At 70.9% G+C, this 22,901-nt stretch carries 22 protein-coding genes; 5 read left to right on the forward strand and 17 right to left on the reverse strand.

Annotation, left to right across the window (positions count from 1 at the left end; translation table 11 throughout):
• Positions 1 to 119 precede the first annotated feature (119 nt).
• The 7 genes from AB0H88_RS32705 to AB0H88_RS32735 all read right to left on the reverse strand — a co-directional run bounded on the left by AB0H88_RS32705 (position 120) and on the right by AB0H88_RS32735 (position 6,738).
• Positions 120 to 1,193: an SPFH domain-containing protein gene (locus tag AB0H88_RS32705; RefSeq protein WP_357651268.1), complete on the reverse strand. Its 1,074-nt coding sequence runs from the start codon at positions 1,191 to 1,193 to the stop codon at positions 120 to 122.
• A 2-nt stretch (positions 1,194 to 1,195) separates the two neighbouring features.
• Positions 1,196 to 1,627 (reverse strand): NfeD family protein, encoded by a 432-nt coding sequence (locus AB0H88_RS32710; protein WP_357651270.1) that lies wholly within the window; start codon positions 1,625 to 1,627, stop codon positions 1,196 to 1,198.
• Positions 1,628 to 1,698: 71 nt separating this feature from the next.
• Positions 1,699 to 2,856: an Ig-like domain-containing protein gene (locus AB0H88_RS32715; protein ID WP_357651272.1), complete on the reverse strand. Its 1,158-nt coding sequence runs from the start codon at positions 2,854 to 2,856 to the stop codon at positions 1,699 to 1,701.
• A 71-nt stretch (positions 2,857 to 2,927) separates the two neighbouring features.
• Positions 2,928 to 4,031, reverse strand: coding sequence for a fumarylacetoacetase (gene fahA, locus AB0H88_RS32720; RefSeq protein WP_357651274.1), 1,104 nt, complete (start codon positions 4,029 to 4,031; stop codon positions 2,928 to 2,930).
• Between the two features lie 77 nt (positions 4,032 to 4,108).
• A complete protein-coding gene (locus AB0H88_RS32725) occupies positions 4,109 to 4,864 on the reverse strand; it encodes a hypothetical protein (RefSeq protein WP_357651276.1) in 756 nt (251 codons plus the stop codon).
• Positions 4,861 to 6,030 (reverse strand): homogentisate 1,2-dioxygenase domain-containing protein, encoded by a 1,170-nt coding sequence (locus AB0H88_RS32730; RefSeq protein WP_357651640.1) that lies wholly within the window; start codon positions 6,028 to 6,030, stop codon positions 4,861 to 4,863. Before AB0H88_RS32730 ends, AB0H88_RS32725 begins: the two co-directional genes overlap by 4 nt.
• Positions 6,031 to 6,108: 78 nt before the next feature.
• Positions 6,109 to 6,738: a helix-turn-helix domain-containing protein gene (locus AB0H88_RS32735; RefSeq protein ID WP_225300801.1), complete on the reverse strand. Its 630-nt coding sequence runs from the start codon at positions 6,736 to 6,738 to the stop codon at positions 6,109 to 6,111.
• A 128-nt stretch (positions 6,739 to 6,866) separates the two neighbouring features.
• Between AB0H88_RS32735 and AB0H88_RS32740 the strand changes: the two genes are divergently transcribed.
• Positions 6,867 to 7,454: a hypothetical protein gene (locus AB0H88_RS32740; protein WP_357651278.1), complete on the forward strand. Its 588-nt coding sequence runs from the start codon at positions 6,867 to 6,869 to the stop codon at positions 7,452 to 7,454.
• Between the two features lie 9 nt (positions 7,455 to 7,463).
• Here AB0H88_RS32740 and AB0H88_RS32745 read toward each other — a convergent pair whose 3' ends face one another.
• Positions 7,464 to 8,714: an MFS transporter gene (locus AB0H88_RS32745; protein ID WP_357651280.1), complete on the reverse strand. Its 1,251-nt coding sequence runs from the start codon at positions 8,712 to 8,714 to the stop codon at positions 7,464 to 7,466.
• A 222-nt stretch (positions 8,715 to 8,936) separates the two neighbouring features.
• Here AB0H88_RS32745 and AB0H88_RS32750 point away from each other — a divergent pair, with 222 nt between their 5' ends.
• The 3 genes from AB0H88_RS32750 to AB0H88_RS32760 all read left to right on the forward strand — a co-directional run bounded on the left by AB0H88_RS32750 (position 8,937) and on the right by AB0H88_RS32760 (position 14,313).
• A complete protein-coding gene (locus AB0H88_RS32750) occupies positions 8,937 to 11,837 on the forward strand; it encodes an MMPL family transporter (RefSeq protein ID WP_357651282.1) in 2,901 nt (966 codons plus the stop codon).
• 182 nt (positions 11,838 to 12,019) lie between these two features.
• Positions 12,020 to 12,967, forward strand: a complete 948-nt coding sequence (locus AB0H88_RS32755) for a glycosyltransferase (RefSeq protein WP_357651284.1) — start codon at positions 12,020 to 12,022, stop codon at positions 12,965 to 12,967.
• Between the two features lie 62 nt (positions 12,968 to 13,029).
• Positions 13,030 to 14,313 (forward strand): hypothetical protein, encoded by a 1,284-nt coding sequence (locus AB0H88_RS32760; RefSeq protein WP_357651286.1) that lies wholly within the window; start codon positions 13,030 to 13,032, stop codon positions 14,311 to 14,313.
• Positions 14,314 to 14,375: 62 nt separating this feature from the next.
• Here the strand turns inward: AB0H88_RS32760 and AB0H88_RS32765 are convergent, their stop codons facing one another.
• The 7 genes from AB0H88_RS32765 to AB0H88_RS32795 form a co-directional block, all read right to left on the reverse strand.
• Positions 14,376 to 14,750 carry a MerR family transcriptional regulator gene (locus tag AB0H88_RS32765; protein WP_357651288.1) on the reverse strand — a complete coding sequence of 125 codons (375 nt, stop codon included), beginning with the start codon at positions 14,748 to 14,750 and terminating at the stop codon, positions 14,376 to 14,378.
• 17 nt (positions 14,751 to 14,767) lie between these two features.
• Positions 14,768 to 15,838 carry an NADP-dependent oxidoreductase gene (locus tag AB0H88_RS32770; RefSeq protein ID WP_357651290.1) on the reverse strand — a complete coding sequence of 357 codons (1,071 nt, stop codon included), beginning with the start codon at positions 15,836 to 15,838 and terminating at the stop codon, positions 14,768 to 14,770.
• Positions 15,839 to 16,208: 370 nt separating this feature from the next.
• Positions 16,209 to 16,433, reverse strand: coding sequence for a hypothetical protein (locus AB0H88_RS32775; RefSeq protein ID WP_225300811.1), 225 nt, complete (start codon positions 16,431 to 16,433; stop codon positions 16,209 to 16,211).
• A 155-nt stretch (positions 16,434 to 16,588) separates the two neighbouring features.
• Positions 16,589 to 16,942: a hypothetical protein gene (locus AB0H88_RS32780; RefSeq protein WP_357651292.1), complete on the reverse strand. Its 354-nt coding sequence runs from the start codon at positions 16,940 to 16,942 to the stop codon at positions 16,589 to 16,591.
• A 105-nt stretch (positions 16,943 to 17,047) separates the two neighbouring features.
• Positions 17,048 to 18,238 (reverse strand): helix-turn-helix domain-containing protein, encoded by a 1,191-nt coding sequence (locus tag AB0H88_RS32785; RefSeq protein ID WP_357651294.1) that lies wholly within the window; start codon positions 18,236 to 18,238, stop codon positions 17,048 to 17,050.
• 61 nt (positions 18,239 to 18,299) lie between these two features.
• Positions 18,300 to 18,503 carry an EF-hand domain-containing protein gene (locus AB0H88_RS32790; RefSeq protein WP_357651296.1) on the reverse strand — a complete coding sequence of 68 codons (204 nt, stop codon included), beginning with the start codon at positions 18,501 to 18,503 and terminating at the stop codon, positions 18,300 to 18,302.
• A gap of 29 nt (positions 18,504 to 18,532) precedes the next feature.
• A complete protein-coding gene (locus AB0H88_RS32795; RefSeq protein WP_357651298.1) occupies positions 18,533 to 19,417 on the reverse strand; it encodes a LysR family transcriptional regulator in 885 nt (294 codons plus the stop codon).
• Between the two features lie 56 nt (positions 19,418 to 19,473).
• Here AB0H88_RS32795 and AB0H88_RS32800 point away from each other — a divergent pair, with 56 nt between their 5' ends.
• Positions 19,474 to 20,457 carry an aldo/keto reductase gene (locus AB0H88_RS32800; RefSeq protein ID WP_357651300.1) on the forward strand — a complete coding sequence of 328 codons (984 nt, stop codon included), beginning with the start codon at positions 19,474 to 19,476 and terminating at the stop codon, positions 20,455 to 20,457.
• 46 nt (positions 20,458 to 20,503) lie between these two features.
• Here the strand turns inward: AB0H88_RS32800 and AB0H88_RS32805 are convergent, their stop codons facing one another.
• Both AB0H88_RS32805 and AB0H88_RS32810 read right to left on the reverse strand, forming a co-directional pair.
• Positions 20,504 to 21,688, reverse strand: a complete 1,185-nt coding sequence (locus tag AB0H88_RS32805) for a VWA-like domain-containing protein (protein ID WP_357651302.1) — start codon at positions 21,686 to 21,688, stop codon at positions 20,504 to 20,506.
• Between the two features lie 3 nt (positions 21,689 to 21,691).
• Complete coding sequence (locus AB0H88_RS32810) at positions 21,692 to 22,894, reverse strand: AAA family ATPase (RefSeq protein WP_357651304.1); 1,203 nt, start codon at positions 22,892 to 22,894, stop codon at positions 21,692 to 21,694.
• Positions 22,895 to 22,901 lie beyond the last annotated feature (7 nt).

Genomic DNA, 22,901 nt, shown 5'->3' on the forward strand with positions numbered 1-22,901 from the left:
GACCAGGGCCGCCTGGCCGGTGCCCGCCGGGGTGAGCGTGGCGGGCACCTCTGGCCGGTCGTACTGGCCGGGCGGGCACCTTTGACCGGTCACTCCGGCCAGGCGGGCGTCTTGGTCGGTCAGCGTTCCTGGTGCTTCTTCTCCAGGTCGGCGAACGCGACCGACGGGTCCTCAACCCCTTGCGTGAGCTGGCGCGGCCCGTTGGGGCTCTCGGCTTCCTGGGCGTTTGCCACGGCTTCGGCCGCCGCTTCCGAGGCCCTGGCGACCTCCTCGTCCGCCGCCGAGCTGCCCGGCGCCTCCTCGCGCGTCGCAGCCGACCGGGGCAGCGCTTCGGTGAACGCCTTGGACACGCCCTGCAGCGCCGAGGTGACCTCGCTGGGAATCACCCAGAACGTGTTGCCGGGACTCTGCGCGAGCTGCGGCAGCATCTGCAGATACTGGTAGGCGAGCAGTTGGGGGTCGGGGTCGTTGCGGTGGACCGCCTGGAAGACCTGGTCGATGGCCCGCGACTGGCCCTCGGCCTCCAGGATGGCGGCGGTGCGCTGGCCTTCGGCGCGCAGGATGGCGCTCTGCTTGTCGCCCTCGGCGGTGAGGATCTGCGACTGGCGCTGGCCCTCCGCGTTGAGGACGGCCGCCCGCTTGTCCCGCTCGGCCCGCATCTGCTTCTCCATCGCGTCCTTGATGGTCTTCGGCGGGTCGATCGCCTTGACCTCCACGCGGTTGACGCGGATGCCCCACTTGCCGGTGGCCTCGTCGAGCACGCCGCGCAACTGGCTGTTGATGTGGTCGCGGGAGGTGAGCGTCTTCTCCAGGTCCATGGCGCCGATGACGTTACGCATGGTGGTGACGGTGAGCTGCTCTATCGCCTGGAGATAGTTGGCGATCTCGTAGGCCGCCGCCCGGGGATCGGTGACCTGGAAGTAGATGACGTTGTCGATCTCGACGACCAGGTTGTCCTCGGTGATGACCGGTTGCGGGCGGAAGGTCACGACCTGCTCGCGCAGGTCGATCATCGGGTAGACGCGGTCGATGTACGGGATGACGAAGTTGAGTCCGGGCTTGAGCGTACGGTTGTAGCGGCCGAGGCGCTCGACGTTGCGGGCGCGTGCCTGGGGCACGATCCGCACGGCCTTGAGCACCGTGAACACCGCGAAGAGTATGACGAGCAGTCCGACCACCAACAGCGGATCCATGGTCACTCCCGGGGATAGACGAGGGCTGTGGCGCCCTCGATCTCGATGACATCGACGGTCGCCCCCGTGGGGATCACCAGGGTCTCGTCATAGGCGCGCGCGGACCACTCCTCGCCGCCGATGCGTACTCTGCCGTCCCTGCCGGTGACCTCCGACAATACGTATGCCTGCCTGCCGACCAGTGCTTCCACGCCGAAGCGCTGCAGCTGTGGCTGCCGGATGTGGCGCATGGCGATCGGCCGGATCACGATCAGACCGGCCGTGGAAGACAGGGCGAAGACCAGCAGTTGCAGGGGGACGGGCAGCCCGATGGCGGCGGTCGCCGCGCTGAGGAGAGCGGCCGCGCCGAGCAGCCCGAGCGCCGCGGTGACGGTGAAGATCTCCGCCACGCCGAGGACGACTGCCAGGATTATCCAGATGATCCATTCATCCATGCTCCGGCCCTCCTATTGGAATAACGGGCCTGTGTACTCGCCTGGTTCCCCCTTCTACCGTAATGCCGGAATCATTGCTGTGGCAGGGCCGCGGGGTCGTACAAGGCACTGCCCTGGCGCCACTTGTCCCACGGCAGTTGCCAGAACCCCCAGCCGTTGTCCCACGCGAGCTCGCGGGAGGTGCCGGTGATCGTCACCGGGTCGCCGCGCAGCGAGGTGTCGAAGAACCAGGCCGCCTGGTCGGGGCGGGCGTTGACGCAGCCGTGGCTGACGTTCGCGTGGCCCTGGGCCCAGAGGTTGTTCTTGGCGTGGACGTATTCGCCGCTGTTGGAGATGCGCACGGCGTGGTCGATCATCACGTCGTAGAAGCCGGGCTCGCCCTTCTTGCGGCCGGGCGAGATCATGCGGACCGGGTCGCCCTTGTCCATGGTCAGGTGGACGCCGCTGGTCGTGGTGTATTCGCGGGTGGTGGCCATGCCCGCGCTGATGGCCATGCGCTGCGCGACGCGGTCGCCGCGCCTGACGACCATCTGGTGGGTCCGGGTGTCGATCGAGGTCGTCTGCTCGCGGCCCACCTTGAAGGCGAACGTGCGGTCGGTCAGGCCGTAGACGCCCGGCGCCATGCGTACGCCGGTCAGGTGGGCCGTGACCGTGACCTGCTGCTTCGGCGTCCAGAACGCGCGGGTGCGGTAGATCGCCCGGGTGTCGCTCACCCAGCGCCACGCGCCCTCGACGGCCGGCTCGATCTCCAGCGCCCGCTCCACGGCCGCCTTGTCCCGCACCGGGGTGTCGAAGTCCATGATGATCGGCATGCCGACCCCGACGGTCTCGCCGGGCAGCGGGGTGATGGCGGCGATCTGGAAGGAACGGTTGGCGGCGCGGGTGCGGAAGCGGCCCATGGCCACCGTCGCCGGGCCGGCCGCGCCCGCCGCGGTGGCGGTCACCGTGTATTCGGCCCCGGGGGCCAGCGTCCAGGAGGAGCGCCAGGTCGTACGCGACGCGTCCAGCTTGCCCGGCACCAGCGCGCCCGCCACGTAGGCGATCACCTGGTTGAGCCTGCCGCCCCGCGCCTGGACGACCAGGCCCTGGTCCGTCCGGGCGCGCCGGGTGTCGAAGGCGGGGGAGACCTGAACGACGGGTGGCGTGGGCGCCGGGCGGTCGGCGGTCACCGGGCAGCAGCCGGCGGTCAGGAGTAGGGCAACGAGAAAGATGGCCGCGGCGCGTCGCATCTCAATCCTGCTTTCCGGGGAAGGGGATACCCAGGTTAGCGGAGAGTCACTGAATGAGCACGCCAAGTCATCTATCGGATTGTTCCGGAAACCTCCCCCAATGACCGGCCGCCGGCCGTGGCTCGGATCGTCACCGTGTCGCCGTCCTCCAGGAATGTCCTGGTCTCGCCGTCGGCGAGTTTGATCGGATCGCTGCCGTTCCAGGTCAGCTCGATGAGCGAGCCGCGTTCGTCGCGCTGCTCGCCGGAGATCGTGCCGCTCGCGAACAGGTCGCCGGTCCGCAGGGACGCGCCGTTCGCCGTCATGTGGGCGAGCATCTGGTCCGGCGTCCAGTACATGCCCGAGTACGGCGGGCGGGACACGACCTCGCCGTTGAGCGACACCTCGACCGAGATGTCCAGCCCCCAGTCGTCCCTCCTGCGCAGATAGTCGAGCGGCTCGGGATCCTGTACGCGGCCGGCCAACCGGGGCAGCGCCTCCAGCGGCGTGATCCACGGCGAGATCGAGGTGGCGAACGACTTGCCCAGGAACGGCCCGAGCGGCACGTACTCCCACGCCTGGATGTCGCGCGCGCTCCAGTCGTTGACCAGTGTCACCCCGAACACGTGATCCTCGAAGGCCCCGGCCGGCGAGCCGAGCTCGGACGGTACGCCGATCACGAAACCCAGCTCGGCCTCTAGGTCGAGCTTGGCGGACGGCCCGAACCGCCCGGCCCCGAGCTGGCCGTGCGGCCGGTCGATCGGGGTGCCCGAGACCACGACCGTGCCCGACCTGCCGTGGTAGCCGACCGGCAGGTGCCGCCAGTTGGGCAGCAGTCCTTCGGTGCCGGGCCGGAACATCCTGCCGAGATTGGTGGCGTGCTCCAGCGAGCAGTAGAAGTCGACGTAGTCGGCCACCTCGAAGGGCATGTGCAGCCGCACCTGGTCGAGCGGGATCAGGTGCGGCTCGGTGATCGCGAGGTCGGAGGTGAGCTTGTTGGCGATCAGCGTCCTGGTGTCGTGCCAGGCGGTGCGGCCCCTGGCCATGAAGGGGTTCAGGCTGGGCGCCGCGAACACCTCGTCGTGCAGCGCGGCGGCCAGGTCGAGCACCCGGTCGCCGTAGCGCACGCCGACGCGTGGCCGCTCGCCGCGCCGCGAGAACACCCCGTAGGGCAGATTGTCCACTCCCCAGCTCACGCGTCCTCCTCGATGCTCACGCGTCCTCCTCCGTGCTCAACGCGTCCTCCTCCGTGCTCACGCGTCCTCCTCCGTGCTCACGCGTCCTCCTCGATCAGTCCCAGCGCGCGCAGGTCGTCCAGCGGGGCGCTGGTGCTGCACGAGCCGTAGCTCACCAGCAGCGCCCTGGCCCGCTTCGCCGTCTCCTCGGACACGGCGCGGGCCAGCCGTACGAGGTGGCCCACGTCGGTGGTGCGCAGCACGGGCGCGGGGTCGCGCTGGTCCACCGCCTCGCAGACGGCCAGCAGCAGGTTGAGGAAGCCGTGCCGGTCGACGCCGAGCGTGGGGTCGAAATGGCGTACGGCGTGGTGCAGTCCGGCGGTGGCCTTGAACCGGAGGTCGTGCTCCGCGCAGAACCGGATGAACGCCGCGAGATGCTCAACCGACGGGAAGGCGTCGGCGGTCAGGCCACCGCAGCGCACTTTGAGCGCGGCACCCTTGGGCACGTCGGCGACGTACTTCCCGAGGGGTACCTCGACGAACAGCCGCACGCCCGGTGGCAGGCCGCCGTCGGGCAGCTGGGCGAGGGCGTCCGCGCGCAGCTCGACCGAGTCCACGGGCAGGTCGTCGAACGGCGGGATGTCCGGCGTGTCGACGATCAGACCGATGCGGCGCGGCACGGCCTCCTCGCGCCGCAGCCCGTCCAGGCGGCTGGTGGGACAGAGGAAGCGATGGGTGAGCACCTGGGAGCCCCGCTCCTGGTCGCGCTGGTGGCGGGCCAGCGCCTCCGACATGTGCAGGGAGGTCGGCGGGAACAGGCCCGCGTCGTCGACCAGCGCGAGGTAGAGGTTCATCGGGCCCAGGTCCAGGCGTAGCCGGGGTCCTCGCAGGTCAGTGCGGCCTGGCCGAGGTCGAGCGGGCGGAAGGTGTCGATCATCACGGCCATCTCGCTGGTGGTCGTGATGCCGCGGCTGACCGCGTCGATGACCGCCTCCACCGCCCCGGGCTGCGGCCCGTGCGTGAAGCCGGCCGGGTGCAGCGAGATCGAGCCGACGTCGATGCCGGAGCCCTTACGGGCCGAGTAGTCGCCGCCCACGTAGAACATGAACTCGTCGGAGTCGACGTTGTGGTGGTTGTAGGGGATCGGTACGGACTCGGGGTGGAAGTCCAGCGGCCGAGGGCAGAACGAGCAGATCACGAACCCCGGCCCCTCGAACGTCTGGTGGACCGGCGGCGGCGCGTGCGTCTTCTTCACGATCGGCTCGAAGTCATTGATGTTGAACGCGAACGGGTACAGGTAGCCGTCCCAGCCGACCACGTCGAACGGGTGGTTGCGGTAGACCAGCCGGGTCAGCCCGCCCCGGGTACGGACCAGCACCGGGACCTCCTCGCCCTCGACGACGAAGGGCTCGGCCGGGCTGCGCAGGTCGCGCTCGCAGTAGGGCGCGTGCTCCAGGAACTGCCCGTACTGCGACAGGTAGCGCTTGGGCGGCCTGATGTGCCCGGACGCCTCGATGGCCAGCACGTTGACCGGCCCGTCGGGCACCCAGCGGTGGATCGTGCCGGTCGGGATGACGATGTAGTCGCCCGCGCCGGCTTCGATGACGCCGTACGTCGACTCGAAGCGGGCGCGGCCGTCCTGGACGTACACGCACTCGTCGCCCATGGAGTTGCGGTAGAGCTCGCTGGGGCGGTCGCTGGTGGCGTACGACAATCGGACGTCGGCGTTGCCCGCCAGCTGCATCCGGCCCGTCACCAGGTCGCCCGCGCCGCGTAGGTCCTGGGTGCGGAAGTGGCGCGGCGACAGCGGCAGGTTCGGCTCCAGGCGCGTGTCGGCCGGCGGCGTGACGGCCTCGGCCTTGACGATCGCGGTCGGCAGATAGCGGTGGTAGAGCAGCGAGGAATCCGACGAGAAGCCTTCCTCGCCCATCAGCTCCTCGGCGTAGAGGCCGCCGTCGGGCCGCCTGAACTGCGTGTGCCGCTTGCGGGGCACCTCGCCAACGACGCGGTAGTAAGGCATCATCGCCTCCAAGGCGTCCGATTATCGGACGTGTGTGTCCTCTATATGCAACTACCGTCCGCCATCGGCTAGGGGATGTCAACCCAGCGCGCCGGACAGCTCGGCGGCGGCCTCGACCACGCGCGGTCCGGCCGACTCGCTGAGCGGCCCGAACGTCACCACGCCGACCGACGCCTCCAGCCACGGCAGCCCGGACACTGGCGCGGCGATCCCCCGCGCGCCCTCCTGCAACTGCCCCTCCGTCACCAGATAGTCGGCCCGTCCCTCGCGCAGCGCCAGGATCGCCCGCCCGGCGGCGCCCAGCAGCAGGGAGTGACGCGACCCCTCCCGGTAGGCCACGTGCATGTCCGTCCACGACGGCTCCACCACCGCCACGGCCAGGCCGTCGTCGCCCTCGGCCACGGTCAGGTGCGCGGTCGCGCCCACGTCCTCGGCCAGCCGCCGCAGCGTGGGCAGTGCCGCCGCGCGCAGCAGCGGTTGTACGGCCTGGGCCAGCACGAGCACGCCGAACCCGAGGTGCACCCGCCCCTCGGCGTCCCGGCGGACGAACCCCTCGCTCAGCAGTGTGGTCACCAGCCGGTAGACCACCGGGCGGGACAGCGACAGCTCGGTGCTCAGCTCGGTGGGCGTCCGCCCGCCCTTGCCGTCGGCGAGCAGCCTCAGCAGGCGGAGCCCGCGTTCCAGGGTCTGGGCGGATTCAGCGGCCATGAACCGATTATCTATGCGTGAGCCAGGAGTAACGCTACGCGCTGGTGGGGTACGTATCGAGGAGACGAACAGGGGGTGGAATGCGGCAAACATGGGCATTCGTCGTTGCCGGGTTGAGTCTGTGTGCGTTGCTCCCCACGCTGCCCTCGGCCGACATGCACACCGTGGCCATGTCGAGGGACCTGCCCGCCCAGCACATGGATCCCCCGACCAAGCGGCTCGTCGAGGACGTCTTCTACGTCACGCAGGGCATCGAGGTGGACCATCGCCTGCTGCCGTTCCAGGACGGCCTCACCATCCGCGCCGCCGCCCTGGCACCGGGCGTGACCTTGGACGACGCGGGCCGGCTGCACGGCGTGCCCCAGCGTCCCGGCACCTTCGCCACGCCCGTCCGCCTGTGCCGTGGCCAGGACTGCGTCGATCAGCAGGTCACGGTCGTCGTGCTGCGGAACGTGCCCTGGCAGCCGAGTCAGCTGGCCTTCCCCGGCAGGACGGGCAACCGCTACGACGACCAGATCGGGATCTCGGGCGGGCCCACCGGCGTGCCGCCCACGTTCTCCGTGACCGACCACGGCAAGCTGCCGGCGGGTGTCACGATCGGCCCCGACGGGCACATCGGCGGCATCCCGGAGGCCGCGGGAGTGTCCGAGGTGCCCATCCGCATCTGCGTGGCGGGCAACTGCGCGGGCGTCGTGGTGACGCTGATCGTCGTCTGAACGCGCTTCTCAGCCGGGTACGCTCTCGGCGACCGGATCGGGAGCGCGTAGTTGACGCACGCCGGGAGACAGCAGCGCGGCCAGCGTGGACAGCACGACGAGCGCGGCGCAGCCCAGCAGCGCCGTCCGGGTGCCGACCAGGCTCGCCACCGGCCCGGCCAGCATGAGCCCGATCGGGCCGAACATCAGCGAGCCCAGCGCGTCGTACGAGCTGACCCGCGACAGCGACTCCGGCGGCACCTCGCGCTGCATGGTCGTCTGCCACAGCACACCGAACACGTCGAAGCAGACGCCCAGCACGAACGCGCCCGCCACGATCGCCCACAGCGGCGCGCCGGTGCCCAGCAGCACGTACGGCAGAGCGGTCGGCAGGCAGAGCAGCGTCCCGACCAGGATCGGCCGCCTGGGCCGGACGCGCAGCGAGACGATCACCCCCACGATCGTGCCGGCCGCCTCGCCGGCCAGGAAGGCCGACCAGGCCGCGGGCCCGCCCAGGCTCTCCTTGGCGATCAGTGGCCCGAGCACCCCGTGACCCGCCTGGAGCCCCATCACGAGCACGGAGAACTGCGCGACCACCACCCAGATCCACTGCCGGGTGCTGAACTCGCGCCACCCGTCACGCAGGTCGGCCAGCATCGAATGCTCGGCCGCCGCGTCGCGCTCGGCGGGCGTGAGGCGCAGCGCCGCGATCAGCACCCCGGCCACCGTGAACATCAGGCCGCTCACGGCCAGCGCCCACCCGCTGCCGAACAGCACGACCGCGCCGCCGCCCAGCACCGCGCCCGCCACCCGCGAACTGTTGGCGCCCAGGCCGAGCAGCGCGTTGCCGGTCTGCAGCCGGTCGGCGGGCACGACCTCGGGGATGATGCCGGTCAGCGAGGGGAACAGCATCGCTATCGCCACCCCGCTGGCCGCCGCGGCGCTCGCCATCGCGGGGAGCGGAGTCCAACCCGACAGCATCATCGCGGCCAGGGCGAAGAAGGCCAGCGCGCTCATGAACTCGCTGACCATCATCACCCGGTGCCGGGGGAACCGGTCCGCGATCACCCCGGCGAACAGCATGAACACGATCATCGGCAGCGCTTCGGCGGTGAGCACCACGGACAGCGTGGTGGCGTCCGCGCCGGGCAGGGCGAGGATGCCGAAGGCGAGTGCCACGGGGGCGAAGGAGGTGCCCAGCACCGAGATGGTGCGCGCGATCAGCAGCAGCGTGAACCGCCGATCTCGGAGCAGCCCGAGATCGTGAAGATAGCCGTGCATGTGGTGAGCCCCCTAATTCCCCAAACGCTGACCATTGTGATGGTTCACCGCATCTGCTGTCGTCTGAATATCTCCGTGCTTGTCACGCCGCTGACAAGACCGGAAACGGAATGTGCAGGCGTTTGGCAAGAATCGAAGCTCCCTTCTGCCGTAATTTTCTAGGTCCCTGTAGTCGGCGAGGGGACCCGGGCATGCCCGAGGCACTGATCGAGCGCGTGGCCGTTGTTTGAGACAGCGGGGCGCCTGATCCACCGCGGCCGGTGGACGCTGCTGGTGCTGAGCCTGGTGGCGGCCGTCCTGGTCGCGCCCTTCGGGCTGCAGCTGTTCGGCCGGATGGCCGACGGCGGCTTCGCCGACCCGGCCGCCGACTCGACCACCGCCGCCCACTGGAACGACGCCTGGTACAGCGGCAACACGCCCGACGTGGTCGTCCTCTACCGGCACCCGCGGGTCAAGGTGCGCGACGCGCGCTTCAAGAAGGCCGTACACGACTCCCTGCGCGCCCTGCCCGCCCAGTACGTTCGCAAGCTGGCCACCTACTGGACCACCGGCGCCAAGGAGCTGATGTCCACCGACGAACACGCCACCTACGCCCTGATCACCCTGAAAGGCGCCAAGCAGGCGGCGTACGCCGCGATCAAGGACCGGCTGCCCGTCGCGAACCTCCAGGTCCAGGTGGGCGGCTCGGTGCCGCTCCTGAAGGAGCTGAACGACCAGACGGCCGCCGATCTGGCGCGCGCCGAGGCGATCTCGATGCCGGTGCTGCTGGTGCTGCTCGTGGTGGTGTTCGGCAGCGTGGTGGCCGCCGGGCTCCCGCTCCTCGTCGGGCTCTTCGCGGTGCTCGGCGCGCTCGTGCTGCTCAGGCTGCTGACCGAGGTGACAGAGGTCTCGGTCTTCTCGCTGAACGTCGTCACCATGCTCGGCCTCGGGCTGGCCGTCGACTACTCGCTCTTCGTGCTGAACGCCTTCCGTGAGCAGATCAGGGCCGGCGCCCCGACCCAGGAGGCCGTGGTGCGTACCATGGCGACCGCCGGACGTACCGTCGCCTTCTCCGGTTTGACGGTGGCGACCTCGCTGCTGGGGCTGCTGCTGTTCCCGCAGATGTTCCTGCGCTCGATCGGGCTGGGCGCGGCGGCCGTGGTGCTGGTGGCCATGGTCGCGGCGCTGGTCGTCCTGCCCGCCGCGCTGTCCATCCTCGGTCCCCGCGTGGACGCCATCCGCATCACCCCCGACTTCGGCTCGGCCCGCGTGGGTTCCGGCCTGTGGCACGCGATCGCCTCCAGCGTCATGAGACGGCCGGTGCTCTACCTGGTCGCGGTCACCTCCGTACTGCTCGCGCTGGCCGGGCCGTTCGCCCACGTACGGTTCGGCAACGTCGACCACCGCGTCCTGCCCGCCGCCGCCGAGAGCCGCCGCGTCGCCGAGACCGTGGACCGCGACTTCGCCAAGAACTCGATGGCCACGATCGACGTCCACGCCCTCATCGAACGCTCCTTCACCACCCGCCCCGCCGCCGTCGGCCCCCTCGGCCAGGGCTACACCCCGATCAGCGCCGTCACCGCGATCGACCCCACCGACGCCAAGCCCCTCGCCGAGCGCCTGCGCGAGCTGCCCGGCGTCACGGGCGTCGACCTGGCCGGCCTCTCCCAGCCCAACGGCGCGGTACGGCTGGCGGTCCGCTACTCCTACGACCCCATGTCGGCCCAGGCCCAGCACCTGGTGACCCTGATCAGATCCATGGCCCCGGAGCCGAACATCCGGCGGATCGTCGTGGGCGGCCCGACGGCGGCCCAGATGGACCTCCTGTCGAGCCTCCTGTCCAGGCTGCCGTGGATGGCGCTGGTGGTGGGCGGGGTCACGTTCCTGCTCCTGTTCGCCGCCTTCGGCTCCGTCGTACTGCCGATCAAGGCCCTGCTCATGAACGTCCTGTCGATCGGGGCCTCGTTCGGCGTGATCGTCTGGGCCTTCCAGGACGGTCACCTGGCGCCGTGGCTGCACTTCACGTCCACGGGGACCATCGAGGCCACGGTGACGGTACTGATCCTGGCGGTGGTGTTCGGGCTGTCGATGGACTACGAGCTGTTCCTGCTGTCGCGGGTACGGGCGGAGTGGCTGCGAACGGGCGACAACACGGCCGCGGTGGCGACGGGGCTGCAGCGGACCGGCGGGGTCATCACCAGTGCGGCACTGTTGCTGCTGGTGGTGATCGGGGCGTTCTCGACGGCCGGGATCACGATCGTGAAGCTGCTCGGGGTGGGCATGTTCGTGGCGATCGTGGTCGACGCGACGCTGGTGCGGGCACTGCTGGTGCCGGCGACGATGCGGCTGCTGGGCGGGGCCAACTGGTGGCTGCCGGGGGTGCTGCGGGGGGTCCATCGACGGATCGAGTTCCGCGAGGGGCCTCCGCCCCCGGAAGGGCCTCCTTCGGCTCAGCCGCCTGCTGAACTGGGGCTTGCCGGACAGCCGCCTGCTGGACGGCCGCCTGCTGAACGGGGGCTTGCCGGACGGCCGCCTGCTGGACGGCCGCTTTCCCCGGCCGCGGTCTCCCCACCGGCGCCATCCCAGGGCGCCGCGTCGGCGAGTACGGACGGCGGCGGGGCTCGGCGCCCCGAGACGGCGAGCGGCCCGCGTCCTGGGAGGGCGATCAAGCCCAATCCGGACGGCCCCGGCTGGTGCTGGGCGGAGGACGGCCCCGGCACAACGGCGGCGGTGACCGTCAACGGCCGCCCAGCCATCTTCGGAGTGGACACCGACCCCATACCGGTATCCGCCGAACACGACCCCCCTGCCGCCCTCCCCACCCCGCGCCCCGCCGCCCTCCCCACCCCGCGCCCCGCCGCGCTCCCTACGCCGCGCCCTGCCGCACCCCCCATCAGAAAGCGTCCCTACAGCGCCGCCGAGCCCGCAGCCTCCAAACGGCCACCGGTCACTGCCCGCCCGACCCCCCAAAGCCCGGCCGACGCCGGTACGGGGGCCGATCCAGACGACCCGGGCGCCCCTGGTTCCGGGCGTGCCGCTGGTACGCGGCGGCCGACGTGGGAGAAGGTCACCACCGGACGTACCAGGGTCGTCAGGGCGAACCCCGACGGCCCCGGCTGGACCTGGGCGGAGGTGGACATGTGACCGTCGCCCCCGTCGCCCCCGTCCAGCCCGCCACCCGGTCCCGGTTGCATTCCACAAGGACGGCTCATACAGCGGCCCTCGTACTGCTGGGCGCGTTGATCGCCTTGCTGACACTGCCATGAGCAGATCGGCCGTGAGATGGTCGGCCCAGACGGTGAGCAGCGCGTGAGGGCGGGCTGGACGTGAGAGTTGCGGTGCTGGCGTTGGGGTCGCGGGGGGACACTCAGCCGTGCGTGGCGCTGGCCCAGGGGTTGGCCGCGCGTGGGCACGAGGCCACGCTCGTGGCGCCCGAGCGCTTCGCACCTCTGGCCGTAGGTGAGCGTTTCGCTGCCCTGCGGTTCGTGCCGCTGGGGTTCGTGCGGGGCTTCAGGGCCGTTCTCGAGCCCCTCGCCGCGGAACTCGTCGCCCAGGTGGACGACGCCTGCGCGGACGCCGACCTGGTCCTCGCGCCCGCGCTCGGCGCCATGGGCAGGCATCTCCACGAGAGGTACGGCATGCCGTACGGGATCCTGCAGTTCCAGCCCAGCGAGCCGACCGGCGAGTTCCCGAACCCGCTGATCCCGCGCCGGACCCTGGGCAGGGTCGGCAACCGGGCCAGCTTCGCCGTGGTCGAGCGGCTCGGCTGGCTGATGCTGGGCCGCATGATGAACCGCCTGCGCGGGCAGGTGCTGGGGCTGCGACCGTTGCGGGGGAGCCCGTTCGCGGCCGACCGGCGGGATCGGGTGCCGGTGCTGTGCGGGGTGAGCCCGCTGGTGGTGCCCAGGCCGCACGACTGGCCTGACTACGTCCACCTGACCGGCTACTGGCGCCTGCCGCCCGACTCGGACAGAGTCGCCCTCCCGCCGCACCCCGACCCGACCACATTCCCGCCTGACCCCGGCGGAGCCACTCTCCCGCCGCGCCCCGACCTGACCGCCGTCCCGCTGCCCCCAGACGTCGCCGCCACCGTTCTGGGGTCGCCGGGTGGCGGCGTTGGGGGTGGGGCCGCCGCTGTTGCCGATTCGGGCGCTGAGCGGGCGGTCGTTGGCCGCGCGGTTGCTGGCCGTACCGGAATATCGCGGAAACGCGGCGCAACTTGGAGGGCTACTGCGGGTGGAACACGGGGTGAAGAACGCAGTGGATCTCATTGAACGTAGCTGATCATCCAGATATTGTGCGATATGTCCGCGATCACCCCCTGGAGTAAGGCGCCATGCGACTGAGGAAGATTTTCGTCATCGGATTGGCACTCTCGCTGCTGGGCATAGGCGTTCCAGCCTGGTCGGAGGACGATCCGCGCAGCTGCAACGACCTGATGTCCGGCGACACCCCGGCGTACGTCGTGTGCCGCTGGATGGCCACCCCCGACGAGGCGCGGGACATCGCCAACTTCTGGCTCTCCAACGACGGCGAGCACCTGCAGGAAGCCGGCCCGCTGAACCCGATCACCGTCGACTGCACCGAACCCGGCAACGAGTGCCCCAACGGCTCCGAGGGCGACGGCGAGCTGCACGACGTCGACTCGCCCGATGTCGACGGCGCCGAGGACGGCGGCTCGCCCGAGTGCCAGTCCGGCGAGGAGTGCTTCGTCAACCCCGAGGGCCTGTCCAAGTCCGAGATCCAGGCGGCCGAGAAGTCCGCCGGTGGCCAGGCCGTCAAGGCCGCCGCCGCGGCCGGGATGCGCGTCTGGATCGACGCGGAGCTGGCCGACGACTGGAAGGCGGGCAAGCTCGCCGAGGCGGCCAAGAAGGTCGCCGCGGTCGCGGCGCAGCAGGGGGCCGTGGGGATCAGGTTCAGCTCGCAGCTCGGCTTCAACAAGACGTTCGAGACGGCCGACGAGATGGACAAGTTCGTCACGGAGGCCACCACCACGCTCCGCAACCTCGCGCCGGGCAAGAAGCTGGCCGTGCACACGGTGGTGCCGGTGCTCGGCTGCGGCGCCAACGACACGTGCAAGAGCGAGATGACCAAGAAGTACCCGCTGCTCGACCCCGAGCGGATCGGCGCCTGGCTCACCAAGGGCCTCGTCGACCAGCTCGCCCTGGACGGCGGGCACCTGGCGACCGAGTACACCACCTGGAAGATCGACGCCACCGAGGCCCAGCGCAACCAGTGGATCCAGGTCAGGGCCCGCGCCTGGGACGCCTACGGTCAGGTCGCCGCGGAAGACGCGGGCTTCGCCGCCGTGGGCTCGCCGCAGCTGACCGCCGAGCAGGCCGCCAAGTCGATCACCGACCGCATCGCCACGCCGCTCCAGGCCGACGCCGCCGAGACGATCAACCTCTGGTCCCGCTGGCAGAACGACCAGGGCCAGGTCAGCAGGCTGTACGGCGAGAAGTGGGCGGCGAACGCCACCTGGGACCAGCTGAAGAAGCTGACCTCGATCCGTCCCCGGCTGGCCACGATCTACGACCCGTCGGCGCCGGAAGTCGACTCGGCCACGGACCTCAAGAAGCTGTCCGAGGTGTTCGGGCAGGTTTATCTGCACACCGCCTGATCAGGTCAGATCAGGTAACCGTGCCGACCTGGGCGGTGGTCAGGCGGTCGTGCCGATCCCGCTCAGGTCGTCGTGCTGGTGCTGACACTGGCGGCGAGGCGCTCCCGCAGTGCCGTCAGGCGGGAGATCTCCTCGTCCAGGGCGGTGAGCCGGCGCTGGACGACTCCGGTGCCCTGGGTGCAGCCAGTACTGCCGTACGGCGGCAACGCTTCGCCCTCCAGAAGGTGGAGGCGTTCGGCGCAGCTGCGTACGTCCTCGACGGTCAGCCCCAGTGACAGCAGCTCACGGATGATCCGCACCAGCGCCACGTCACGGGGCCCGTACTCCCGCTGCCCGGTCATCGTGCGCGGCGCCGGGGGCAGCAGCCCGCGCTGCTCGTAGAAGCGCAGTGCCCGGGGCGTCGTGCCCGCCGCTGCCGCCGCGTCGCCGATCCGCATCAGTCCTCCAGAGATGACTACAGCTCTACGACGACGGCTCCGAGATGCCGTCCGCCGATCATCTCGTGCAACGCCTGGGGAGCCTGTTCGATGCCCGGCACGCGTACGTGCGGGAAGGTGATCTCGCCGGAGCGCAGCCAGCCGCCGAAGCGCTCGGTCCATTGTGATCGCGCCCGCGCGTCGTCCGGGGCGCTGAAGCCACGCATGGCGATGCCCTTGAGGATGAGCTGGTAGGTGTCCAGTTCGACCGGCGCCGTCGTACCGGTGCCGTGTGCCGACAGCTGGCCGGACAGTGCGCCGACCAGGACGAAGCGTGCCCCGGGCCGGGCCGCGGCCACCGCCGCCTGGAGCTGTTCGCCGCCGACGTTGTCCAGGAGGACGTCGATGCCGCCTGGCGCGATCTTGGCCAGCTGCTCGTCGATGGGCGCCGCGCCACGGATCACGGCGGCGTCGTACCCCAGCTCGGACACCAGCCGCTCCGCCTTCTCCCGCGAGCCGGTGCTGCCGATCACCTGGCCCGCGCCGAGCAGCCGGGCGATCTGCCCGGCCAGCGAGCCGACCGCGCCGGCGCCGCCGGAGACGAACACGGTGTCGCCCGGCCGTACCTCGGCGCCCTGGGTCAACGCGGCGTACGCCGTCCAGCCCTGGGCCAGGTGCGCGGCAGGGTCGGGCAGCGTGTCACCCAGCGGGGTGCACTGGGCCGCGGCCACGGCCGCGTACTCGCGCCACCCGAGCCAGTGCGAGACCAGCTCGCCGGGGCGCAGCCCGCTGTCCGCAGGCGCTGACACGACCTCACCGATCGCCGCCCCGAACAGGGTGTCACCGGGGAGGAGCGGAGGGAACGGCGCGCCCTTCACCCCTCCGCCGATCAGGGTACGGAGCGACGCGAAGACGTGGAAGAAGCGATTGCGGACCAGTACCTGGCCTTCTTCCGGCACGGGCAGTGGGGTCTCGACGACCTCGAAGTGCTCCGGCCTCGGCAGGCCGTCGGGCAGGCCGGCGAGCCGGACTTCCCGGGACATGCGGGGCAGAGCCTCGCCGGACGTTCGGGGCAAGGCTTCGCGGGACGTGCGGGGTAGGGCGGGCATGCGACGCTCCTCAGCGGTGGGCAGGGGGCCCTTATGGCGTCGCGACCCTAACCCTTGACCCATACGTCAAGGGCAAGTCGCACGATGAGGAGAATGGTCGTGGCTCGCCGCCCTGGGGCACACGCCGCAGGCAGATTTCCGACAGCACCAACTGGCCAGACGGCTTGGGCCCGGGGAGCACGAGGGGCCGGAAGGTCGCCTCGCCGGAGGTGTGGGGACGTGTCCCCACTATCACCGCCCGAGCTCCATCGGCGCGGAGCGCCTTAAGGCGGTGACCATACTTACAGGGCCGGGCCCGATAACACACGTCAACACACGCCGACAGCGCCCTCTGGCGAACGCTGTCCGCTTCAGGTAGTGCCAGGCGGTTTCAGAGTTTGATCAGCTTGGCGTATGGAGTCGTGATGCGTTCCTGTCGTGATCCGAAGTCGATGAGGACGGCCTCGTCCTCGACGCCGATGACCCGACCGAGACCGTAGCGGTCGTGGGACACCTGGTCGTGCATGCTGAACTGCTCGACCGGCGGGGCCGGAGGCGGGGGCTTGAAGGGGCTGGTGGGCAGGTGGCGCCGGGTCGCGGCGCTGGGTGGCTTCATCTACTCCAGTATGCGCCACCGTGAGATCTTAGAACGCCACATTCGCCGCAGTGGTTCGGTTTTCGGGCGTGAATACCCAGGAACATCGGCCTTATGTCCGTTTTATTGGTGTCCGGAAAATCGCTGTACCCCTTGCGGACAGGGGGATCTCACCGTCAGGGCCGGGGGTTGGCCAGCTGCCAGTCGCCCTGGCGATCCGTCGTGTCCAGCTTGGGCGCGCCGCCGCCCGGCAGGCCCAGGGCGGTCAAGATCATGGGGTACGAGTTCTTGAACTCCCTGATCCAGTACGGCCAGGTGTGGGTGCCGTTGCCGTACAGGTTCAGGGTGTGCTGGATGCCCAGGCTGTTCAGGCGCTTGCTCAGGGCCTTGACCGTGTAGGCGGAGATGGGTTCGCCCAGGTGGGCCGGGTGCCAGGGGGAGCCGGGCGGGTCCAGAGGGCCCATGAAGCTGTTCGTGCCGCTGGACATGTAGATGGAGACGCCCCTCAGCCTCGGGGCCTGAACCAGCACGTCGGCAAGGTCGGCGTGCTCGCACTGGCCCCCGAGCAGGACCTCGGCATCGAGGACGGCGCCCTCCGCGAGCGCGTCGGCGAGGACCGCCTCAGACTCTTCCGTTCATGACGTGGATCGAGAGTCGAGGGCGGCCCGCCGGGCCCGGAGCACGATCTCCAGCTCGAAGCGGATGTCCGGATCGGCGAGCTGCTCGCCGTAGAGCTCCTCCAGCTGCCGCAACCGGTAACGGACCGTCTGCGGATGCACGTGCAGCCGAGCCGCCACCTCACCCGCCCCCCGGCCGTATCGCAGCCAGGCCAGCAGCGTCTCCGCCAGCCGGTCCTGCTGCGTGGGCCGCAGGTGGGCCAGTGGCGCCAGGCGTACCTCCGCCAGCGCGTCGACCAGCTCCTCGTCCTTGAACACGATCAGCGTCGCCATGTGGTCCGCGCAGTGCAGCAGGCCGCGCGGCAGCACGCCGCGCCCGGACAGCTCCAGCGCCTCGGCCGCCCACCGCAGTGACGCCGCGGCGGCGGTCAGGGGCACGGGCGGGCCGATGGCGCCCAGGTAGCCGCGGAGCGCGGTCTCCAGCATGCGTGCCTGGCCGGGGCCGTTCGGGTCGGGTATGAGCAGGCACGGCGTGGCTCGGTCCAGGCCCATCAGCACGTCGGGCGGCATCGCGGGTGAGCGGCAGGTGCCGTGCTGGTCGTCGAGGGCGACGCAGGCCACGGTCTTGGGCAGCCGCCACCCAGCGGCCTTGGCCAGGTCGGAGATGGCCTCCGCGCCGGCGGGCGGCCGGCTCAGCAGCAGGTCGAGCAGGCGGTTGCGGCGGCGCTCGATCTCGCCTGCCGCGTGGGCCCTGGCCTCGTCGAAGCCCTCGGCCGCGGCGTCGGCGAGCTGGTCGAGGTAGATGAAGATGGCCTCGCCCAGGTCGTACAGGGACTGCGGGGAGAGCCCGAGGGTGTCGGCGATCTCGGTCAGCCGCCGCCAGCCGACCCTGGCGCCCAGCCGCATCGCGGTCTGCAGCGGCTCCAGGTTGCGTCCCTCCGCCGCCTCGCCCTTGCCGATCATGCGGAACGGCTCGGGGTCCCAGGGGGCGCCGGGGTCCTGGATGTGGTCGAGGAAGCCGTCGATGGCCTGCTCGACGGCCATCCTGACGACCTTGATGTAGACCTCGTCGGACGGTCTGGCGTACTCGGGGATGCGAACCTGGATCTCCGCGATCACCTCGGCGGAGATCCGGCCGATTCCGGCCCTGAGCGTCTTCACGATGTCCGCGGAGATCCGGGTCTCGCTGGTGTCACTCTTGATGGCCATCGTCCCTCCTGTCGCCATTGTTACCCGTGCGGCAGAGGTTTGTGTAGCAAGTGCTTGCTTTTTACTTCTGCACGAAGGCGCCGAACTCCTCCACGTCGATCAGGCCATCGCCGTCCTTGTCGAGCCTCTCCACCCCGGCCTGCGCGGCCTCCAGCGTGATCGGCTGACCGAGCACCTCCATCAGCCCGACCAGCTCTGTGGCGGAGATCCGCCCGTCTTTGTCAACGTCGATCAGATTGAAGGTGATCGCGTAGTCGTCGCTCATGGGTCGCCCTTTCGCGGGATCCGTATCGGTCAGACCTTAGTGGCGCTCTCTCGAAGCGCGTCGATGAATACCCTGACTTCTCGTCTTTTATCGCCGGAGCGCCAGGCGATGGCCAGCTCGCCCGGCGGGAGGCCGGTCACCGGGCGGTAGACCAGGCCCGGCCGCGTGTAGAGCGCGGCGTTGCCCTCGGCCACCAGGACGACGCCCAGTCCGCTGGTCACGGCCTCGAACACCTCTTCAGGCGTGTTGGCCGTGACCCCGATGACCGGTTCGTCGGTACGGAACTCGCGGGCGAGCCAGTAGTCGCGCAGCGGCCCGGCCGAGGCGGGCAGCGCGATGAACGGCTCGTCGCGCAGGGCCTCGAACGGGATCTCCACCAGCCCGGCGAGGGGATGATCGTCCGGCATGGCCACGCCTCTGCCCTCGGTGGCCAGAACATGCGTGCTCAGCCCCTCGGGCACGGGCAGCCAGATGAAGGCCACGTCGGAGCCGCCGTCGGCCAGGCCACCGCTGGGGTCGTCCCAGCCGACCAGCCGCAGCGACACCTCCCAGCCGGGCATCGCCGCGCGGAACAGGCGCAGCGCCTCGTGCTGCAGCCCGCGCCCGACGGCCGTCTGCATGCCGATGACCAGGGTGCCCGTGGGCGCGGCGGCCCTGGCGGTCTCCAGCCCGGCGGTCCACCGGTCAAGCAGGTCGCGCGCCACCGGCAACAGCGCCTCACCCTGCCTGGTCAGCACCACCCCGGTGGGCACGCGCTCGAACAGGCCGAAGCCGAGCTGCCGTTCCAGCGCCTTGAGCTGCTTGGACAGCGCGGGCTGGGAGACGAACAGCCGCTCGGCGGCCCGGGTCACGTTCAGCTCCTCGGCGACCGCCACGAAATAGCGCAAGTCGCGCAGGTGCACGTCCATAGCCATTGGTTATAGCAGAAGGTCTTGGACGCGCCGCCCGTACCGCCAGCAGGATGAACCGCATGAAGACCCGTGAACTTGGAAACAACCTGACGGTCCCCGCGATCGGCTTCGGCGCCATGGTGCTGTCACCCGGCGTGTACGGCGACATCGACGACACCCGCGCGGAAACAGCGCTCAAGGCGGCACTCGACGCCGGGGCGGTCCACATCGACACCAGTGACGCCTACGGCGTGAACGGCCACAACGAGCGCCTGGTCGGCCGGGCGATCAAGGGACGGCGTGCTGAGGTGGTGGTCGCCACCAAGTTCGGCGTGGCCGTCCCGGAGGGCGAGGCGAGCAGGTCGCAGCCGGTGGGCTACGCGTTCGGCGAGCTGCGGGTGAACGCCGAGCCGAAGCTGGTCCGCCGCTACGCCGAGCGGAGCCTGCGCAACCTGGACACCGACGTGATCGACCTCTACTACGCGCACTACGTGGACCCGGGCGTGCCCATCGAGGAGACGGCCGGGGCGATGGCCGAGCTGGTCGAGGCCGGGCTGGTCAGACACCTCGGCCTGTCGAACGTGACCGCCGACGAGCTGCGCAGGGCGCACGCCGTGCACCCGGTGGCGGCCGTACAGAACGAATGGTCGATGTGGCGGCCGGTCGATCCCGACCTCCTCAAGGCGGCCCGCGAGCTCGGCGTGGGGATCGTGGCCTGGAGCCCCCTGGGCAACGGCTTCCTCACCGGCACCGTCCAGCGGCTCGGCGAGGGCGACTTCCGGCACAACGCGCCCCGCTTCTCGGCCGACAATCTCGCGAGCAACAACGACCGCTATGCCCCGATCAGGGACCTGGCCACCCGCCTGGGCATCACCCCGGCCCAGTTGGCGCTGGCCTGGCTGCTGCACCAGTACGAGCACGTGGTGGCCATCCCGGGCAGCCGCACGCCGGCGCACATCGAGGAGAACCTGGCCGCCGCCGACCTAGTCCTGCACCCCGACACGCTGGCCCGCGTCGACGAGGCGCTCGCCGGTTTCGAGGTGACCGGCGGGACGCTGCTCTGAATGTGTGCGCCAGGCGTCGATCGCCGATCAGCAGCCGAGACCGATCTCACGCGTCAGCGGTTCGAGAAATGCGGATGGCCTCGACCCAGGCGGGCGGAGGCGGCGGGTCGGCACCGATGAGCGCGGCGATGAGGCGGGCCGACGACGGTGCGTCGGGCCACGGAGTGAAGCCATCGGTCAGCACGATCACGACGCCGACCCGTTCGGGCAGGGCGAGGGCCGCCCTGATGCCGACTCGCATGTCCGTGCCGCCGCCACCGGCGAGATTCACCTGCTGCGCGGACGTCACTCGAGCAGCGGTGTGCACGTCGGCATCGCAAGCGAGCACCGTGACCCGATTACCGCCGACGCCGACCTCCCGTAGCACGCCGGTGACCTCCGCGAGGGCCGCCGCGAGGTCGTCCTCGCCCATGGACCCCGAGGTGTCGATGACGATCGCGACGGCCGGCAGTGGGCGGCGCAGACTCGGCAGGACGACGCCGCGCAGTGCGGCGGTGCGGCGGGACGGGCGGTGGTAGGTGTAGTCGACCGCCCCGGCGGCCCAGGCGACCGCCTCCCGTACGGCGCCCGCGAGGACGCGGCGCCAGTCGACCGTCGGTTCCAGGATCTGCTCCGCCCAGCGTTGCCAGCCGGCCGGCAGGCTGCCGCGGTTGCGCCGGTGGGCGCGCATCGCCTCGGCGGTATGCCGGCGCAGCGCCTCGGCCTCGACCGTACTGACGCCGCCCGGCCCGCCGTCACCGGTGATCTCCCAATCACCCGGTGACCCGTGGGCGCCGGAGCCGCAGTCGGAGCAGACGGCGGACGGCGGCAGATGCGGGAGATACTCTTCGAACAGCCGTCCGGTCGTCAGCCCGAAGGTGCGGGGTTCCACCCGGCCTTCCGGCAGTGCCAGCCCGTCGGCGAGCAGGTCATCGTTGATCTCGCAGTCCTGGGCGACGTTCACCCGCAATCGGTCGCGCTGGTCGGTGGCCGGTAGCCGGTCCGCACGGCCGTGGTGGTCGCGCAGCACGTGAGCCAGCTCATGGATCCATACGCCCGCGAGTTCGGGAACGGGCGTCGCCGTGACGAACGCCGGTGACACGTAGCACCGCCAGTGCCGGTCGACGGCCATCGTCGGCACGCCGCCGCTCGGCACGACCGTCAGCGAGTAGAGCGCGGAGGCGAGGTACGGCCGGTCGCTCGCGGCAAGATACCGCGCGGCGAGCAACTTGACCCGGTCGAGTTCGGCCATGGGTCAGAGGGCGCTCGGCAGCGCACCGGACAGCTGGAGCAGATCGAGGAAGGCGTCAATGCCGCTCGGCACCGGCCAGTCGGTGTCGCGCAGCGCGGCGAGATCCGCGGCGGCCCGGGCCGCGACGTCGGGTACGCCGGCGTCGACGGCCTTGGCCAGCACCGCCCAGCCGGCCTCCCAGCGCCGCCGCGTGAGGTCGCTCTGCACCGCTGAGACGACGGCCGTCAGGAAGGCGAGCTGCCGGTCGCCCCTCTCCGGTAGTGCGAAGGCGTCCGGATTGGCCAGAACGCGGTCCGGGTCGGGCAGGTCGAGCTGGTCGAGGTAGGACAGCAGCTCCAGGCCCGCGCCGTCGCCCACCGCGCCGATCACCGCGGCCGCGACCGCCTTCTGGTCGGCGCCGGCGGCGTACCCGACCGCCAGCAGACGCAGCGCCATCTCCCAGGTACGCGGCGACGGCCAGGCATGGCCTCGGCTCTCCGCGTCGCCGGGCAGGTGGTGAGCCAGGCCGGGCCGTGCGGTGAGGAACCCGGAGACCACCCCGCGGGCGCGGGCGACCGCGCTGGGCACCCGGGCCGGATCGATGAGCGGCAGGGGCACGGCCGGCCAGGTTCCGGCCATGCCTCGTGCGACCGTCCGCGGGTCGTGCGTCCACTGCAGGTGGACGAACCGGTTCGCCAGTGGCGGGCTGAGGTGCCAGCCGTCCGCGGCGCTGGACGGCGGGTTGGCGGCGGCGACCACACGGACCGACTCCGGGAGCGGCAGGCTGCCGACCCGGCGTTCGAGGACGACCCGCAGCAGCGCCGCCTGGACGGCAGGGGGAGCGGAGGACAGCTCGTCGAAGAACACGACGCCGCGCCCGGCCGCGGCCAGCCGCACCGCCCAGTCGGGCGGGGCCATCGGCACCCCGGTGGTGGCCGGATCATCACCGATGATCGGAAGGCCGGCGAAGTCGGAAGGCTCGTGCACGCTCGCGATCACCGTCTCCAGCGGGACGCGGAGCCCGGCGGCCAGCTGCTGCAGGCCGGCGGACTTGCCGATCCCCGGCTCGCCCCACAACAGCACGGGGAGGTTCGCCGACACCGCGAGCGACAGCGCCTCCAGCTGCGGGTTCGCGGCCGGCTCCGTCCGCTGGGAGCCGAGCCGGCGGACCAGTTCGTCGGCCGCGGCCAGCGGATCCGGTGTGAGCTTCTCATCGGTGACGGTCAATGTTCCT

It is taken from the genome of Nonomuraea sp. NPDC050680 (genome assembly GCF_040654555.1).
Taxonomy (GTDB): Bacteria; Actinomycetota; Actinomycetes; order Streptosporangiales; family Streptosporangiaceae; genus Nonomuraea.